General features: G+C 71.7%; 19 protein-coding genes. 3 read left to right on the top strand and 16 right to left on the bottom strand.

The window, feature by feature from the left end; translation table 11 throughout:
• Nucleotides 1–183: 183 nt before the first annotated feature.
• Genes EDF51_RS19015 through EDF51_RS19040 form a run of 6 tightly spaced genes read right to left on the bottom strand, consistent with a single transcriptional unit; the run spans nt 184 to nt 4,946 of the window.
• Nucleotides 184–1,887 carry an MDR family MFS transporter gene (locus EDF51_RS19015; protein WP_131881860.1) on the bottom strand — a complete coding sequence of 568 codons (1,704 nt, stop codon included), beginning with the start codon at nt 1,885–1,887 and terminating at the stop codon, nt 184–186.
• Nucleotides 1,884–2,504, bottom strand: a complete 621-nt coding sequence (locus EDF51_RS20205; protein WP_243698152.1) for a TetR/AcrR family transcriptional regulator — start codon at nt 2,502–2,504, stop codon at nt 1,884–1,886. The genes EDF51_RS19015 and EDF51_RS20205 overlap by 4 nt, the downstream gene beginning before the upstream one ends.
• A 50-nt stretch (nt 2,505–2,554) precedes the next feature.
• Entirely contained in the window at nt 2,555–3,037 is a 483-nt protein-coding gene (locus EDF51_RS19025; RefSeq protein WP_243698153.1) for a GNAT family N-acetyltransferase, read from the bottom strand.
• Nucleotides 3,038–3,077: 40 nt separating this feature from the next.
• Complete coding sequence (locus tag EDF51_RS19030; protein ID WP_131881863.1) at nt 3,078–3,767, bottom strand: HAD family hydrolase; 690 nt, start codon at nt 3,765–3,767, stop codon at nt 3,078–3,080.
• A 55-nt stretch (nt 3,768–3,822) separates the two neighbouring features.
• Nucleotides 3,823–4,464 carry an MBL fold metallo-hydrolase gene (locus EDF51_RS19035; protein ID WP_131881864.1) on the bottom strand — a complete coding sequence of 214 codons (642 nt, stop codon included), beginning with the start codon at nt 4,462–4,464 and terminating at the stop codon, nt 3,823–3,825.
• 56 nt (nt 4,465–4,520) lie between these two features.
• Complete coding sequence (locus tag EDF51_RS19040) at nt 4,521–4,946, bottom strand: MarR family winged helix-turn-helix transcriptional regulator (RefSeq protein WP_131881866.1); 426 nt, start codon at nt 4,944–4,946, stop codon at nt 4,521–4,523.
• A 52-nt stretch (nt 4,947–4,998) separates the two neighbouring features.
• Between EDF51_RS19040 and EDF51_RS19045 the strand changes: the two genes are divergently transcribed.
• Nucleotides 4,999–5,754 carry a glycosyltransferase family 2 protein gene (locus EDF51_RS19045; RefSeq protein WP_131881868.1) on the top strand — a complete coding sequence of 252 codons (756 nt, stop codon included), beginning with the start codon at nt 4,999–5,001 and terminating at the stop codon, nt 5,752–5,754.
• Between the two features lie 95 nt (nt 5,755–5,849).
• Nucleotides 5,850–6,527 carry a hypothetical protein gene (locus tag EDF51_RS19050; RefSeq protein WP_131881870.1) on the top strand — a complete coding sequence of 226 codons (678 nt, stop codon included), beginning with the start codon at nt 5,850–5,852 and terminating at the stop codon, nt 6,525–6,527.
• A gap of 26 nt (nt 6,528–6,553) precedes the next feature.
• Here EDF51_RS19050 and EDF51_RS19055 read toward each other — a convergent pair whose 3' ends face one another.
• Entirely contained in the window at nt 6,554–7,162 is a 609-nt protein-coding gene (locus tag EDF51_RS19055) for an XRE family transcriptional regulator (RefSeq protein WP_123339097.1), read from the bottom strand.
• Between the two features lie 67 nt (nt 7,163–7,229).
• Here EDF51_RS19055 and EDF51_RS19060 point away from each other — a divergent pair, with 67 nt between their 5' ends.
• Nucleotides 7,230–8,216 (top strand): NAD(P)/FAD-dependent oxidoreductase, encoded by a 987-nt coding sequence (locus EDF51_RS19060; protein ID WP_134196142.1) that lies wholly within the window; start codon nt 7,230–7,232, stop codon nt 8,214–8,216.
• A 62-nt stretch (nt 8,217–8,278) separates the two neighbouring features.
• Here the strand turns inward: EDF51_RS19060 and EDF51_RS19065 are convergent, their stop codons facing one another.
• The 9 genes from EDF51_RS19065 to EDF51_RS19100 all read right to left on the bottom strand — a co-directional run bounded on the left by EDF51_RS19065 (nt 8,279) and on the right by EDF51_RS19100 (nt 15,681).
• A complete protein-coding gene (locus tag EDF51_RS19065; protein WP_123937311.1) occupies nt 8,279–8,944 on the bottom strand; it encodes a pentapeptide repeat-containing protein in 666 nt (221 codons plus the stop codon).
• Between the two features lie 4 nt (nt 8,945–8,948).
• Nucleotides 8,949–9,368: a DUF6314 family protein gene (locus EDF51_RS20090; RefSeq protein WP_166673238.1), complete on the bottom strand. Its 420-nt coding sequence runs from the start codon at nt 9,366–9,368 to the stop codon at nt 8,949–8,951.
• Between the two features lie 9 nt (nt 9,369–9,377).
• Entirely contained in the window at nt 9,378–9,632 is a 255-nt protein-coding gene (gene ccmI / locus EDF51_RS19070) for a c-type cytochrome biogenesis protein CcmI (RefSeq protein ID WP_123294874.1), read from the bottom strand.
• Nucleotides 9,629–9,982: an SHOCT domain-containing protein gene (locus EDF51_RS19075; RefSeq protein ID WP_133937560.1), complete on the bottom strand. Its 354-nt coding sequence runs from the start codon at nt 9,980–9,982 to the stop codon at nt 9,629–9,631. Before EDF51_RS19075 ends, ccmI begins: the two co-directional genes overlap by 4 nt.
• A gap of 184 nt (nt 9,983–10,166) precedes the next feature.
• Nucleotides 10,167–11,252, bottom strand: a complete 1,086-nt coding sequence (locus tag EDF51_RS19080; RefSeq protein ID WP_134196144.1) for an NAD-dependent epimerase/dehydratase family protein — start codon at nt 11,250–11,252, stop codon at nt 10,167–10,169.
• Nucleotides 11,252–12,445: a zinc-dependent alcohol dehydrogenase gene (locus EDF51_RS19085; RefSeq protein ID WP_111085852.1), complete on the bottom strand. Its 1,194-nt coding sequence runs from the start codon at nt 12,443–12,445 to the stop codon at nt 11,252–11,254. The genes EDF51_RS19080 and EDF51_RS19085 overlap by 1 nt, the downstream gene beginning before the upstream one ends.
• Before the next feature lie 124 nt (nt 12,446–12,569).
• Nucleotides 12,570–13,457, bottom strand: coding sequence for an aminoglycoside phosphotransferase family protein (locus EDF51_RS19090; protein ID WP_134196146.1), 888 nt, complete (start codon nt 13,455–13,457; stop codon nt 12,570–12,572).
• A gap of 106 nt (nt 13,458–13,563) precedes the next feature.
• The gene (locus EDF51_RS19095; RefSeq protein WP_134196148.1) at nt 13,564–14,121 is read right to left on the bottom strand and encodes a TetR/AcrR family transcriptional regulator; all 558 of its coding nucleotides are present in this window, start codon (nt 14,119–14,121) and stop codon (nt 13,564–13,566) included.
• 27 nt (nt 14,122–14,148) lie between these two features.
• Nucleotides 14,149–15,681: an MFS transporter gene (locus EDF51_RS19100; protein ID WP_243837168.1), complete on the bottom strand. Its 1,533-nt coding sequence runs from the start codon at nt 15,679–15,681 to the stop codon at nt 14,149–14,151.
• Nucleotides 15,682–15,697: the final 16 nt, after the last annotated feature.

Consider the following 15,697-nt stretch of genomic DNA (forward strand, 5'->3'; position numbering starts at 1 on the left):
GCGCACTCGTCAACGACGACGCGGTACCACCCACACGAACCATCCCCGGATCTCGAACCGACTAATCAGTCCAAGAACCGGGGACCAGTCCACAGCTGGCACCGCGCCTCCCGTCAGCACGCCGTCGTCTCCACAACGCGCCCCGCGATCCGCAGGACGCCGCCGGATTCGGCGGCGTCTCGCTCAGTCGGAGGCGTCCCGGCGGGACGCCGGCGTCTCACTACTCGACGACCCGGACTCCGCCGAAACGGACTCCGCCCGGCTCGCGCGCTGCGCGCGCTCGAGCTCGTCGGCCTCGTCGCCACCGACGGCCTCGCCACGGGCGACCATGCCGGCCGTGTCGGAGAGCGTGATCTGCGGCAGGAACAGTGCGAGCAGGAACGCCACCGCGATGAAGGGCAGCAGGTACCAGAACACGGGCGCCAGCGAGTCGGCGTACGCGTTCACGATGCCGTCCTGCACTGCCTCGGGCAGCTTCGCCACGGTCGCGGGGTCGATGCTGCCCGCCGACGACGCCGCATCGGTCGCCGAACCGCCGGCCCCGGTGAACACGTCGGTGAGCGACGTCGTGAGCCGGGCCGTGAACAGGGCACCGAACACGGCGGTCCCGAGGGAGGCGCCGACCTCGCGGAAGTAGTTGTTCGTCGAGGTCGCGGTGCCCACCTGCTCGGCCGGCACGGCGTTCTGCGCGACCAGGACGACCACCTGCATGATCAGTCCGAGCCCGGCGCCGAAGACGAACAGGTACGCGCAGATCAGCCAGATCGGGGTGGCCGCGGCGAGCTGGGTCATCGCGAGCATCGCGATGGCGACCAGGACCGTGCCGATGATCGGGAACATCCGGTAGCGGCCGGTCTTGGTGATCAGGTTGCCGGACGCGATCGAGGTGCCGATCAGGCCGACCATCATCGGCAGCATCAGCAGACCCGACACCGCGGCCGAGGTGCCTGATGCCATCTGCAGGAACGTCGGGACGAAGCCGATCGCGGCGAACATGCCGATGCCGAGCACCAGGCCGATGCCGGTCGCGAGCAGGAAGGTGCGGTTCTTGAAGAACGACAGCGGCAGGACCGGGTCCTGCGCACGGGACTCGACGAGCACGAGGAGCGCGGCGGAGACGACGAGCCCGGCGAACCACGCCCAGGTCTCGGGGGCGTCCCAGCCGTGGTCCTTGCTGCCGCCGAACTCCGAGAAGAACACCAGGCACGTGGTCGCGGCGGACATGAAGAGCACGCCGAGCACGTCGATGCGCTTCGTCGCCTTCTTGTTCGGCAGGGTCAGCGCGAACCACGCCACGAAGAACGCCGCAATGCCGACCGGGATGTTGATGTAGAACGCCCAGTTCCAGGTGAGGTGGTCGACGAAGAAGCCACCGAGGAGCGGGCCGCCGATCGCGGACAGGCCGAAGATCGCACCGAGCGGGCCGAGGTACTTGCCACGCTGCGAGGCGGGCACGATGTCGGCGATGATCGCCTGCGACAGGATCATCAGGCCGCCGCCGCCGAGCCCCTGCATGGCGCGGAACACGACGAGCTGCGTGAAGTCGCCGGCGAAGGCGCACCCGGCCGACGCGATGGTGAACAAGGCGATCGCGATGAGGAACAGGTTGCGGCGGCCGAGGACGTCACCGAACTTGCCGTAGACGGGCATCACGATGGTCGAGGCGAGCAGGTACCCGGTCGTCAGCCACGCCTGGTGCGCGACGCCGCCGAGTTCGCCGACGATGGTGGGCATCGCCGTCGAGACGATGGTCTGGTCGAGGCTGGAGAGCAGCATCCCCGCGATGAGCGCGGAGAAGATGATCCAGATCCGGCGCTGCGTCAGCAGCAGCGGCCCGTCGGTGCCGGGGCGGGCACGCTTGGTGGTGCCCGGCGCGGTTGCGCTCATGGTGTGGAGTCCTGTCCGGTGGTGATGGCCGCCCTCATCAGGCGGAGGTTCTGGGTGAGCAGCTCGTCGAACGGCGGGCCGGTGGTCTCGTCGAAGGCGTCGTCGAAGTAGGTCTCCGCCGTCACCTTGAGCAGCCCGGCGGCGGCCTCGGTGACGAGGCGCGCACGGCGGTCGGCGGGGTCGTCCCATCCGAACCGCAGCCGCACGGCGTCCGTGATCCGAGCGAGCTGCACATCGGTGGCCGACAGGAACCGCGCGACGAGCGCCGGCTCCCGCTCGAAGACCCGGCGCACCAGGACCTCGTCCGACCGGTCGATGCCGACACGGTGGAACTGGTCGATCGCCAGCGCGACGATCGAGTCGAGCGGGTCGAGTCCGCCGGGGACGATCCCGCCCTCGGCGTACCGGTCGATCGCCTCGACGTCGGCGTGCAGCTCGATGCCGAGCACGGCGTCGTCCTTCGACGCGAAGTGGTTGAAGAACGTGCGCCGTGACACCCCGACGGTCTCGCAGAGCTGCTCGATCGTGAAACCGCTCAACCCGTGCTCGACGGTCGCCCGACGCGCTTCGACGATCATGCGTCGGCGCAGTGCGCGGGTGCGTTCGGTGGTGCTCACCGAGCAAGAATTGCACTATCTCCCTGAGAGTGCAATACGGGCGGGAAGCCTCAGAGCGCCTTCTCGAAGCAGAACGACCACGGCATCGTCGCCGCGTACGGCGCGTAGACCGGGATCGGGCTCCACCCGGTCTTCTCGTACAGGGCGACCGCGTCGGGCTGCTTGTCACCGGTCTGCAGGATCAGCCGTGGCGTGCCGAGCTCGCGGCCGATGCGCTCGCACTCGTCGAGCAGTGCGGTGGCGGCTCCCTTGCCGCGGGCGGACGTCAGCACGATCAGCCGCTTCAGCTCGACCTCGTCACCGAGACGCCGGATCGCGATGTGCCCGACGGCCTCGCCGGACTCGTCGAGGGCGAGGACCGAGGCGACCACGGTCGACGGGTCGACGGACAGCGCGCGGCTCCGCTCGGCCGTGATCGCCGGGTCCTCGTCGCCGTTCGACGAACCGTAGCGTTCGTGCATCTCGTCGTCCATGCGGGCGCGGAGCACCACGGATCGGGGGTCGTCCCAGGACACGCGTTCGATCGTGATCACGGTCGACGATCCTGTCACGGATGCCGGCAGCGGTGCACGCTCACGCGCGCCCACCCAGCGCGGCGATCGCGCCGTCCCCGGACCGCAGCGCGGCGAGCACGGCAGCGGCGTCGTCGTGGACCTCGGCAGCGCCGGCGCCGCGGAGTTCGTCGCCGCCGATGCCGCCGGTCATCACCGCGACGCAGGTCACGCCGACGCGTCCGGCCGATTCGACGTCCCACATCGCGTCGCCGACCATCACGGCAGCGTCCGCACGCACACCGGCCCGGTCGAGCGCCACCTGGATGATCCCGGGGTCCGGCTTCGCCTGTTCGACGTCCTCGGAGCTCGTCACCGCGGTGAGCCACTCCTCGGCGTCGAGCAGTTCGCGCAGCCGCGTCAGTTCGTGCTCCGGAGCACTCGTCGCCAGGACGACGGCGTGCCCGGCCTCAGCGACCGCACGGAGCAGGTCACGGGCGCCCGGCAGCAGCCGCAGCTGGGGCATGTGCTCGGCGAAGTAGGCGGTGTGGAACTGCTTGACGGTGTCGCGCGTCTCGTCGGACGCGTCCGGCAGCAGCGTCTCGAGCAGCTTCGCGGAGTCCATGCCGATCGCGCGGTGGATCCGCCAGGCGTCCACGGACTCACCCGCTGCGCGGGCAGCGCGCCACCAGGCATCGATGTGGGCGTAGTTCGAGTCGACGAGCGTGCCGTCGATGTCGAAGAGGACTGCGGTCGAGGGAGCGTCGGACATCCCTCCATGCTGCCCGGGAGGCGCGGATCGCCTCCCAGGAGCACGGTCGCGTCCGTCAGACGGTGACGTGCTCACCCGCCTGGAGGATCGTGGTCGGCACGCCGCCGAGACCGTCGGTCCCGAGCATGCGGACGTTCATCTGCTGTCCCGCGTCGCTCAGCAGGAGCTCGTGGATCTGGATCGCGCGCTGCGGCGCGACCTCGCGGACGTAGTCGACGGCGGCGGCGGTGTTCGCCCACGGGCCGCTCGTGGGGATGAGCAGCGTGCCGACCGGGACCCCCGGCACGAGATAGGCGTCGCCCGGGTGGAAGACGGTGCCGTTCACGAGGTACCCGACGTTCGCGATCGTCGGGATGTCGCGGTGGATGACGGCGTGCTGCTCGCCGAAGACCTGCACGGAGAACGGCCCGACCTCGAACGCGTCACCGGCACGGACCGCAGCGACGCGGCCGTCGTGGTCACCCAGCTGCTCGACGATCGCCGCCGGCCCGCGGACCACGAGCGACGGGTTCGCGTCGAGCCCGGCACGGACGGCGTCGACGTCGAAGTGGTCGGCGTGCTCGTGGGTGATGAGGACCGCGGCGGCAGCGCCGGCAAGATCAGCAGCCTCGGGCGTGAAGGTACCCGGGTCGATGACGAGGGTGGTGCCGTCCTGCTCGAGGACGACGGTGGCGTGGTTGTACTTCGTCAGCTCCATGCGACAACACTACAACTGTGTTGTACTTCTGGTGGCCGATCCGGGTGAGGGAGCACTCAGTCGACGCGCCGGGCCAACCGTTCGAAGATGCCGGGCAGGCGTTCGAGGGCCGCGCGTTCCTCGTCGTCGAGTTCCTCGCGGATCGCCGTCGCCAACCAGTCGGCCCGCGCCGTCATGTCCCGGCGGAGGACCTCGCTGCCGGTGTCGGAGATGCGGATGACCGACACGCGGCGGTCGGTGTCCGACGTCGTCCGCTCGACGTACCCGAGGTCGGCGAGCTCCCCGACCGTGCGCGACTGCCCCTGGTGCTTCACCGCCCGGCGACGTGCCAGCTCGGCGATCGGCATCGGCCCCTCGCGCTCGAGGAACCCGAGGGTCGTCGCGTGGGCGGTCGGCAGCGAGTCCGCCTCCCGTCTCGCAGCGCGCACGACGCGACCGATCGCGTGCCGGAGCTCCACGGCGAGTTCGTCGGTCCGGTCCATGCCCGGAACGCTACCGCGTGGCCGCACAGCGGACCTCCGGTTGGATCGGAGGATGGTCCGCGTCTCCGTCGTCATCCCCGTGCGCGACGACGCTGCGCACCTGCGACGCTGCCTCGACGCCCTCGCAGGCCAGACGCTGCTCGCCGACGAGGTCGTCGTGGTCGACAACGGCAGCCGGGACGCCAGTGCCGAGGTCGCCCAGGCAGCGGGGGCGATCGTGCTCACCGAACGCATCCGTGGCATCGCCCGAGCCTCGGCGCGCGGCTACGACCGGGCCTCCGGAGACGTCCTCGTCCGGCTCGACGCCGACTCCGTCCCGCCGCCGGGGTGGATCGCCGACGCGGTGCGGCTGTTGGCCGATCCGTCGGTCGTCGCGGTGACCGGGCCCGGATGCCCGCACGACGGCGGACCGCTGATCGGCCGACTGTGGGACGCCGTCTACATGCGGCCGTACTTCGCGCTCATGTGGGCCGCGCTCGGCCGCCCACCGCTGTTCGGTTCCGCGATGGCGATGCGGCGGTGGACCTGGGACGCGGTCCGCAGCCGAGCGCACCGCGAGGACCCCGAGGTGCACGACGACGTCGACCTGAGCATGCAGCTCGACCCGGCCTGGCGGGTGGTGGCCGACCCCGTGCTCACGGTGCAGGTGTCCGCGCGACCGTTGTCGGGCCTCCCGTCCGCACTGTTGCGGACGCGACGCGCCTTCCACACGTTCCGCGTGAACGGCCGGCGGGCGAACCCGGTGCGTCGGTGGGCGCGGCGGGTGCGCGCCGGGTTGCGGGTGCGGCGCGGGTGGCGCACCCGCTGACGGGGTCACGGAACGGTGACGCTTGCGGACGCCGTCAGCGCGTCCGCCTACGTTCTATTGTGCGGGCACGTCCGCACGACGAACGAGGGGGAACGATGCGGCGATCAGCGCGCACGACGACATCCGGGATCACGGCGACGCTGACGGCGGCACTGGCGGTCGGACTCGCCCTGACGGGCTGCGCCCAGAGCGCACCAGCGGGGCCGGGTACGCCGTCCGCGACGACGGCGGAGAGCACCGGCACACCGAGCGCCAGCCCGAGCAGCACTCCGGAGCCGACATCGACGATCACGCAGGTCCCCGGGGTCGACTACGACGGCGGCACGGTGCCGACGAGCTGCACCGATCTCATCACCGCCGGCAAGTGGGACGACGCGTTCGCCTCCGCTCCGCTGAACGACCCCTCGGTCGTCGGCGACCCGGTCGCGATCCCGAAGAGCGCCTTCACCCCCGTCCTGCAGGCCGACGGCAAGCGTCTGTACTGCGTGTGGCGGGAACCGCAGGCCGACATCTCCTACCTGTCGATCGCGGTCGACGTCGTGGACTCGGCAACCGCGAGCGCAGCGCTGCAGAAGCTGCCGGACGACGGCTACGACTGCGGCAACGAGGCCGGTGGCTACCAGTGCCAGAAGGTGTCGAAGAACGAGCAGTACCCCGTCACCGACGGGGACACCTACTTCACGCGTGGTGACATCGGCATCCACATCCAGCAGTCGAACATCGAGACCTCGGGTCTCCTCGACGACGTCATGGACCACGTCTTCACGGCGTAGATCGAGCGGGCCCGCGGGCCAGCGGGTCAGCGCGTCGGTCGCGACCGCACGTGCGCCCGCTCCCCCTGCGGCCCGTACAGGCACAGCACCTCGGTCACCGAATCGGTGACGTTGCCCATCCAGTGCGGGGTGTGGGTGTCGAACTCGGCGACCTCCCCCGGCCCGAGGTCGAGGTCGTGTTCGCCGAGCACCAGGCGCAGGCGGCCGGACAGCACGTAGAGCCACTCGTACCCCTCGTGCGTCTTGAGCGACGGTTCACCGCCCGGTGTGTTCGGCGGGAACAGCTGCTTGAACGACCGCACGCCGCCGGTTCGCTTAGTCAGCGGCACGACGACCCGGCCGCCGTGCACCTCGGGTTTCATGTGCACCCGGGGGTCGCCGGTCTGGGGCGCTCCGACCAGGTCGTCGAGCGGCACCTGGTACGCCCGCGCCAGTGGGAGCAGCAGCTCGAGCGTCGGCTTGCGCTGCCCTGACTCGAGCCGCGAGAGCGTGCTCACCGACACCCCGGTCTCTTCCGACAGGGCGGCGAGCGTGACGTCCCGGTGGGCACGGAGCGCGCGCAACCGCGGCCCCACCCCGTCGACGACCTGGGCGGTCGTGCGGGGGGCGACTGGTTCCTGCGGGCCGTGGGACATGCCGTCCAGTTTGCCACATCAGCAAGGTTCCTTGCTGTCCGCGACCCATCGGCCGCATGCTCCTTGCATGCGTGATCACTACGACGTCATCGTCATCGGCGGAGCAGCCGCCGGCCTCTCCGCCGCCCTCGCCCTCGGGCGCTCCCGCCGCTCCGTCCTCGTCGTCGACGCGGGCGAGCCCCGCAACGCGCCGTCGGCCGGCGCCCACAACTACCTCGGGCGCGAGGGCGTCGCCCCCGCCGAGCTGTCCGCGATCGGTCGCGGCGAGGTCGCCGCCTACGGAGTCGAGGTGACGGCCGGGAGGATCGTGGCCGCGTCCGCCACGACGGGTGACGGCACCGACCCGGTCGGCTTCTCGGTCACGTTGGACCCCGGTACGGTCGTCACCGCCCGCAGGCTCGTCGTCGCCTCCGGCGCCGTGGACGTCCTGCCGCAGGTACCGGGCCTGGCCGAACAGTGGGGACGCGGGGTCGTGCACTGCCCGTTCTGCCACGGGTGGGAGATCCGCGACCAGCGCATCGGCGTGCTCGTGACGACACCGAACGGCGTGCACCACGCGCTGATGTTCCGGGCGTTGAGCGAGCACGTGACCGCGTTCGTCACCGATCCGGCACTCGTCGACGACACCGCCCTGGCCGGTTTGCAGGCCCGCGGTATCGAGGTCGTGGATGACACGGTCACGCAGGTCCGCTCGTCGGAGGGCACGCTGACCGGGGTCACGCTCGGCTCCGGCGAGGTCGTCGAACTCGACGCCCTGGCCGCGGCGAGCACCGCTGAGGCGCGCGTGGACTTCCTGACCGGGCTCGGCCTGGTCGCCACCGACCAGTTCATGGGTGACTTCCGGTACGCGAGCGCGCTGACGGTCGACCCGGCCGGGCAGACCTCGGTGCGCGGTGTGTACGCGGCCGGCAACGTGGCGGCCCCGATGGCGACGGTCATCGCGTCCGCTGCCGCCGGGGTCCAGGCCGGGGCTGCGGCCCACGGCGACCTGGTGCAGGCCGACCTCGCGGCAGCGCTGGCCGCGGCGGCGGGCTCTGGGCGAGTCTCGGCCTGAGCGACAGTCCTCGCGCTCGGAGCCGCGAGGAGTGTCGTCCACCCCGAGACTCGGGGCAGACGTCAGTCGACGCGGTAGCCCGCCTGCGCCGCCAGCAGCGGGGCGAGCGTGTACAGCTGGTCGGCGCCGATCGTCGCACCGCGGAACCCCTCGAGGCGCTCGACCCGGTCGAGGTCCGCACCCCGCAGGTCCACGTGGTCGATCCGGGTGTTGGACCCCTCGGCGTCGCGGATGCTGCTGCCCTCGAACGACACCCGGAGCAGCTTGGCGTCCGCGATGTCGAGTTCGTCGATGACGCAGTCGCGGAACACCACATCGGTGAGCGTCGATCCGCGCAGGTTCACGAACCCGAACTTCATCCCGACGAACTCGACGCCGTTCAACCCTGAGTCGTACAGCTCGCCCGAACCGATGCGACCGCCGGACACCCGGACCTCGCGCCACGAACTGCTCGATGCCCGCAGCACCGGGGCGTCGAGCGTGTCGATGATCGAGTCGTGCACCCGCAGGCCACGAAAGTCGGCGCCGTCGCCCCGGAGCGTGTCGATGACGCACTCCTCGATCTCGAGGTCGGGCAGCCGCTCACCGGCCAGGTCGAGCACGCCGATGCGCTTCCCCTCGATGCGGTCGCCGGTCAGGACGTCGCCGGGTCCGGGGACCCAGTCCTGCAGGTCGACGGGCTCGGTCAGGGTGATGCGCGGGGCTTCGGTGCCGGAGGAACGTGCCATGGACTCAGTCTGGCGCGTGCCGGTGACGCTCCAGCACGCTGTCGAGCCGGTAGTCCTTCGCCGGGCCCCGGGCTTCCCAGCGCACGGTCCACCGCTGCTCGTCGCCGTCCAGTGCCCCGGTGTAGTCGTCCGGTGCACAGGCGTGGGCGACGCTCGCTCCCCACACCCAGTCGTGGAACACCCGGCCGTCGGCGAAGTGCACGGTCCACGCGTGGTCATCGTCCCGCCGGACGGTCAGCGTCCGGGACACCGGGGTGGTCCGGCCGCCGAAGGTCATCACGCCCGCTTCGTCCCAGCGCACCTCGTCCGTGCCGACCGCGGTCAGCGTCGTGGTGCCGGTGACGATGCCCTGCACGCCGGCACGCCAGTCGTCCAGGGTCCGGCGGAGCACCCACTCCCCCAGCAGGTCCGTCGGCAACAGCACCGCCCCAGGCTAACCGCGCAGGGCCTCGGCTCGCGCTGCCCGGTGCTCCTCGTCGGAGATCACACCGCGAGCGTGCAGGTCGTCGAGTTCCGCCAACCGCTGCTCGCGGAGCGTCCGGGGCGCACCGTTCGAGCGACGGCTCCGGACGACCGCGATCCACACGGTGACGACGACGGCGACCACGATGAGCCCCATCGCCACGCTCCACACGATGTCGTACAGCGGCGGGATGAGCGGGTTGTGCAGCTCCTCGGAGGCGATCATCCGCGCAGGGCCTCGGCTCGCGCCGCCCGGTGCTCCTCGTCGGAGATCACACCGCGAGCGTGCAGGTCGTCGAGTTCGGCGAGCCGCTGTTCGACCGGCTTCTCGGGCGCGAGGGTCCGGCTCTGCATCGCCTGGTACGCGATGTCCTCCTGCATGGTGAGCGGGTTCTGACCGCGATCGGCCATCCGCTTGCCCCGGTAGAGCGTCAGGACGACGATCGTCAGGGTGGTGAGGATCGTCAGGGCTGCGACGACTCCGAACGCGATGCCGAACCAACCGCCGAACAGGTCGGGCATCCCCGAGCCGCCCGGTCCCTCGAGTTCGCTGAACGCCGACCAACTGAGCACCATCGCGCTCCCCCTTCTCACAACGACGAGCGAAGCGTAGCGCGACCCGAGCGCCCGTTCCTTCCCAGAACACCCGCGATGGGAAGCGGAATCGGGCGTACCTGGTCGAAACTTCCGACCCGGTACGCCCGAAAGCACCCGCAACGCCCCGGCAGCCCCCGCCCAGCCCAGCCCAGCCCCAGCCCAGCTACCCCCGCAACGGATCCGACGCGGCCACGTGCGCACCGTCCGCGAACCCGGCCACGAGCGCACGCAACGCGTCTTCGGAGGTGTGCCGGGCCTCCCATCCGAGCACCGACCGGGCACGGTCGGTCCGCATGATCGGCACGCCGGCCGCGATGTCGATCCAGCCGGCGTCCGTCGGCTGCAACCGCAGCCGCCACGTCAGCGTCACGATCCCGCGCAGCAGTCCGAGCGGGATCCGCACGGCACCGAGCATGCCGAAGGCCCGGGCCAACCGCGGCGGGTTGAGCACGGGCGACGCAGCGATGTTGAACGCTCCGCCGGCCCGCTGATCGACGGTCCGCCAGTAGGCGTCGGCGACGTCGTCGGCGTGCACCGCCTGGAACACGAACGGGTACGGCAGGGGCAGCACGAGCCACCGGATCCACCGCACGATCGACATCGGCACGAGGTGTCCGAGGAACAGCCCGCGGATCTCGGCGGCGGCGTCCCGCTGGAAGATCAGCCCCGGGCGCAGCCGCGTGACGACCACGGACGGATGGTCTGCCTCGAACGCGTCCATCGCCGCTTCGTTCGCGGCCTTGTGGATCGAGTACGTCGCGGTGGGGATGCCGTCGGTCGGCCAGCTCTCGTCGACCGGGGTCCGCTTGCCTGCGGCGTCGACGCCCCGGTAGGTCCCGACTGACGACGCGACGACGACCTGCGGCACCCCTGCTCGCGCCACGGCCGACAGCACGTTCGCGGTGCCGGTGACGTTCGTCCGGTACTGCAGCGGGATGTCGTGCGTCGGCTGCAGCGCCCACGCCAGGTGGATCACGGCGTCGGCGCCGGTGAAGACCGCGGTGAGCTGGCCGACCGCGTCGGACGCGCCGATGTCCACGGCGTGCCAGACCGCGGAACCGTACGGCTCCGCGTGCACGTCCGGCAGCCGCCGCGCGACCCCGACGATCTCGACGCTGCCGCCGCGCCCGTCGCCGTCGGAGGCACCGGGCGAAGCCCCGTCCGCCCGCGCGGCGACCCGCGCCTGCGCGAGGCGACGGAGCACCGCCGTCCCGACGTTGCCGGTCCCGCCGACGACGACGATCCGCATCAGGCGGCGGCCAGGGCGGGGTCGAGCACGACCTTCACGCAGCCGTCCTGCTTCTTCTGGAACACCTCGTACATGTGCGGGGCGTCCTCGAGCGACACCCGGTGCGTGGTCAGGTCGAGCGTCCCGAGCGGGTCCGACGGGTCCTGCACGAGCGGCATGATGTCGTCGATCCAGTGCTTCACGTTGCACTGTCCCTCGCGGATGGTGATCTGCTTGTCGAAGAGCGTCATCATCGGCATCGGGTCGGCCATGCCGCCGTAGACGCCGCTCAGGGAGACGGTGCCACCGCGGCGGACCAGGTCGATCGCGGCGTGCACGGCTGCGAGCCGGTCGATGCCGGCGACCTCGATCGCCTTCTGCGCCAGTGCGTCGGGCAGCAACCCGGCCGCACGCTGCGCGAAGCCGGCGACGGGGTTGCCGTGCGCCTCCATGCCGACGGCGTCGACGACCCCGTCGGGGCCGCGGCCGTCGGTCAGGTCGACGAGCTCCGGCACGGTGTCCTTGGTCAGGTCGAACACCTCGGCGCCGTGCTTCGCCCCCAGGTCGCGGCGGACCTGTTCGGGGTCGACGGCGAGCACCCGGTAGCCCAGGTGCTTGCCGATGCGGGCGGCGAACTGGCCGACGGGGCCGAGTCCGAGCACCGCGAGCGTGCCACCCTCCGGCACGTTCGCGTACTGCACGGCCTGCCACGCGGTGGGCAGGATGTCGCTGAGGAACAGCCAGCGGTCGTCGGGCGTGCCGTCGTCCGGGATCACGATGGGCCCGTAGTCCGCGTGCGGGACCCGGAGGTACTCGGCCTGGCCGCCGGGGACCTGGCCGTACATCTTCGTGTAGCCGAAGAGCGCCGCTCCCGAGCCGTACTCGGTGACCTGGGTGGTCTCGCACTGCGACTGCAGGCCGTTCTTGCACATCCAGCAGTGGCCGCACGAGATGTTGAAGGGGACGACGACGCGGTCGCCGACCTTGAGGTTCGTGACGGCGCTGCCGACCTCCTCCACGATGCCCATGGGCTCGTGGCCGAGGACGTCGCCCTTGTCGATGTACGGGCCGAGGACCCGGTACAGGTGCAGGTCGGAGCCGCAGATCGCCGTGGACGTGATCCGCACGATCGCGTCGGTCGGCTCCTGGATGGTCGGGTCGGGGACGGTCTCGACGGACACCTTCTCGGTGCCCTGCCAGGTCAGTGCGCGCACGTCGCGTTCCTCTCGTGGTCACTTCGGGCCGGCCGGGAGGCGCGGCTCGCTTCCCCCTCCTCGGTACGCGCCCGCCCCGTGGTGCGTTCACAGCCCCGCCTGGGTTCGGGGCTCCGCCGCCCGGTCAGACGACGGGATCCGCGAGCACCGTGGCGAGCACGCGCTCGTGCTCCGCACGGTCGCCCGGGCCGGCACTGCCCGCGAGCATGATGAGCGCCTTCCACAGCGCCCAGCCGCGCGCCCGGGCCCACGCGTCGGCGTCGAGCCCCACGGCTTCGTGGAACACCGGGCGCGCCGCCGGCTCGAGGAACGTCCACGCGAGCACGAGGTCGCAGGCCGGGTCGCCGACCCCGCACGTGCCGAAGTCGATCAGTGCGCTGAGCCGTCCCCCGCCGTCGACGAGCAGGTTGCCCGGCGCGACGTCCCCGTGGAACCAGACCCCCGGACGGTCCCACGCGGTGGCGACCGCGTCGTCCCAGATGCGTTCGCACGCGGCACGGTCGACCTGCGCGCCCAGGGTGTCGAGCGCCGCGACGACCTCGGCGCCGTACACCGAGGGGTGCTCGCCACGGTGGAACGAGTGCACGCCGGCGGTCGGGCCCCCGGTGGCGGGGAGGCTCCGGAGCTGCCGGAGCACCGCGCCGACGTCGGCGGCGAAGCGCTCGTGGTCGAGGTCGACCGCACGCGCGGCCACCGTCCCGTCGAGCCACCGCCTGACCGACCACGGGAACGGGTACCCCTCGCCCGGTTCGCCGAAGCCGACCGGCTCGGGGACCGCGACGTCCAACCGGCGTGCCAGGTACGGCAGGACGTCCTGCTCCTTCTCGACCCCGGGCACGTAGCCGGCGGCACTCGGCAGCCGGACGGACAGCGCGTCGCCGAGTCGGTACGTGCGGTTGTCCCAGCCCTGGTGGTCGACCTCGCGCACGGGCAGGCCGTTCCACTCGGGGAACTGCGTCGCGACGAGTCGTTCCACGAGTGCGACGTCGATCCGGGGCACTTCGGTGTGCATGGCCCCAGGGTAGGCCGACACCGCCGACCGGACCACGGGGGTCGGGCCGGCCGCCTGCCCTGGTGACCGGCGGGGCGGGCCGGCACCGGGCCTCCTGGCCGGGTCGTCAGGCGGGTTCTGCCAGGGTGAGCAGCGCGTCACGGGTGACCGCCAGCTCGCGTGCGTCCAGGTACGGCGGCATGGCGACAGCTGCTGCGAGCCCCTCGGCCGCGTGCCGGACGACCAACGTGCGGTCCTCGGGCAGGCCGTCGCGCGCGAACACCGCGCGCCAGTCCTCGGCGTCCGCGGCGACGACCGCCTCGACCCCCGGCACCGCCATCAGACCGGTCCAGTGCGCCGTCGGCGAGAAGACCTCCATGGCGCGTTGGCTGCCGCCGCACAGGGTCCGCACGTAGGCGCGGAGGACCTTGCCGGGGCGGTTCTCGGCCAGGTCGACGTGCCGGAGCACCTCGTCCTTGAACGTCGCGAGACCGTGCGCGGCGACGGCGAGGAGCAGCTCGTCCTTCGACGGGAAGTGGTGGAGCAGGCCGCTCTTGGAGACGCCGGCGTCCGCCGCGATCTCGGCGACGCTCACCCGGGTGCCGCGCTCGGCGAGCAGCCGCTCGGCGGCATCGAGGACCGCCTGGCGAGTGCGCTCACGATCGCGGGTGCCGTCAGTGCTCATGACGACCCTCAGTGCTCATGACGACCTTCAGTGCTCATGCGGTCCATCCTGCCGGTTCGGGATCACCCGGAGTGCGACCGCTGCGGCGACGGCGAGCGCCACGGCCGCGCAGATCGAGGCGAGCTGCATGCCGCCGGTGAAGGCGTGCCGAGCGTGCTCGAGGATCGGGTCGCCGTCCTGCAGGACCTGGGACGCCGACGCCAGGGACTCACGGATCCGGTCGCCGACACCGCCGCTGACCGCGCCGCTCGTGACGTCGAGGTTCGACCGGTAGAACGCGGTCTGCAACGAACCGAGCACCGCGATGCCGAGCGCGACACCCAGTTCGTAGCCGGTCTCGGAGATGGCCGAGGCCGCACCAGCACGCTCCCGCGGTGCCGCGGCGACGACTGCGTCGGTGGCCAGGGTCATCGAGACCCCGACGCCCAGGCCGACCACGGCGAGGGCGATCGCGATCCCCCAGTACGTCGGCAGCCCCTCGGCGAACGCGAGGCCGGCCATGCCCACGGCGGCGACCGCCAGGCCGAGACCGATCGACCGGCCGGGTCCGACCCGCCGGGACAGCAGCCCGATGATCGCGATCACCGCGATCGAGGCCAGGGTCGCCGGCAGCTCGGCCGCTCCGGCGAGCAGCGGCGTGAACCCGCGGACCAGCTGCAGGTACTGCGAGAAGAAGAACAGCAGGCCGCTCAGCGCGAAGACCGACAGCGAGTTCGCGACGACGGCGCCCGAGAACGCCGGGATCCGGAACAGCTGCAGGTCGATGAGCGGCGTCGTGAGGCGCTTCTGGCGGCGGACGAACCACCAGCCGGCGCCGATGCCGAGGAGTGCCGTCAGGGGCACCGTCCAGTCGAACCCGTGCCCGGCGACGTGCTTCACGGCGTACACGAGCGGCACGATCGCCAGCACCGAGAGGACGGCGGAGAGCAGGTCGACCGGGGTGCGCGAGCCGCCCTTCGACTCGGGCAGCAGGATCGCTCCGGCGATGACGATCACGACGATGACGGGGATGTTGATGAGGAAGACCGAGCCCCACCAGAAGTGCTCGAGCAGCGCACCGCCGACGAGCGGACCGGCGGCGGCACCACCCGTCGCACCCGCCGACCACACGGCGATCGCGGTGGTGCGCTGCCGGGCGTCGCGGAAGATCGTGCGCACCAGCGACAGGGTCGACGGCATCAGGGTCGCTCCGGCGATGCCGAGCAGTGCCCGCGCGGCGATGAGGAGCTCGGGCGTCTGCGCGAACGCTGCGGCGGCCGAGGCCAGGCCGAACGCGACCGCGCCGATGAGCAGCAGGCGCTTCCGGCCGATCCGGTCGGCGACGTTGCCCATCGTGACGAGCAGCCCCGCGAGCGCGAACGAGTACACGTCGCCGATCCAGAGCACCTGCGTCGCGGTCGGGTCGAGGTCGGCGGTCAGCGACGGGACGGCGAGGGCCAGCACGGTGCCGTCGATCGCCAGCAGCACCACGGCCAGGGTGAGGACACCGAGGGACGCCCATTCACGGACGGAGGCGCGGTGGATCGGGGCGGTGCTGGTGCTCGGGGTGGTTTCGGTCACCCGGAGAACCTAACCG

The sequence above is a fragment of the Curtobacterium sp. PhB25 genome (genome assembly GCF_004365375.1).
In the GTDB taxonomy this organism is placed as follows: Bacteria; Actinomycetota; Actinomycetes; order Actinomycetales; family Microbacteriaceae; genus Curtobacterium.

Coding starts and splice junctions, on each gene's coding strand:
- EDF51_RS19015 (WP_131881860.1), bottom strand. CDS start 1,887: ATGAGCGCAACCGCGCCGGGCACCACCAAGCGTGCCCGCCCCGGCACC.
- EDF51_RS19030 (WP_131881863.1), bottom strand. CDS start 3,767: ATGTCCGACGCTCCCTCGACCGCAGTCCTCTTCGACATCGACGGCACG.
- EDF51_RS19035 (WP_131881864.1), bottom strand. CDS start 4,464: ATGGAGCTGACGAAGTACAACCACGCCACCGTCGTCCTCGAGCAGGAC.
- EDF51_RS19040 (WP_131881866.1), bottom strand. CDS start 4,946: ATGGACCGGACCGACGAACTCGCCGTGGAGCTCCGGCACGCGATCGGT.
- EDF51_RS19045 (WP_131881868.1), top strand. CDS start 4,999: ATGGTCCGCGTCTCCGTCGTCATCCCCGTGCGCGACGACGCTGCGCAC.
- EDF51_RS19050 (WP_131881870.1), top strand. CDS start 5,850: ATGCGGCGATCAGCGCGCACGACGACATCCGGGATCACGGCGACGCTG.
- EDF51_RS19055 (WP_123339097.1), bottom strand. CDS start 7,162: ATGTCCCACGGCCCGCAGGAACCAGTCGCCCCCCGCACGACCGCCCAG.
- EDF51_RS19060 (WP_134196142.1), top strand. CDS start 7,230: ATGCGTGATCACTACGACGTCATCGTCATCGGCGGAGCAGCCGCCGGC.
- EDF51_RS19065 (WP_123937311.1), bottom strand. CDS start 8,944: ATGGCACGTTCCTCCGGCACCGAAGCCCCGCGCATCACCCTGACCGAG.
- ccmI (WP_123294874.1), bottom strand. CDS start 9,632: ATGATCGCCTCCGAGGAGCTGCACAACCCGCTCATCCCGCCGCTGTAC.
- EDF51_RS19075 (WP_133937560.1), bottom strand. CDS start 9,982: ATGGTGCTCAGTTGGTCGGCGTTCAGCGAACTCGAGGGACCGGGCGGC.
- EDF51_RS19080 (WP_134196144.1), bottom strand. CDS start 11,252: ATGCGGATCGTCGTCGTCGGCGGGACCGGCAACGTCGGGACGGCGGTG.
- EDF51_RS19090 (WP_134196146.1), bottom strand. CDS start 13,457: ATGCACACCGAAGTGCCCCGGATCGACGTCGCACTCGTGGAACGACTC.
- EDF51_RS19095 (WP_134196148.1), bottom strand. CDS start 14,121: ATGAGCACTGACGGCACCCGCGATCGTGAGCGCACTCGCCAGGCGGTC.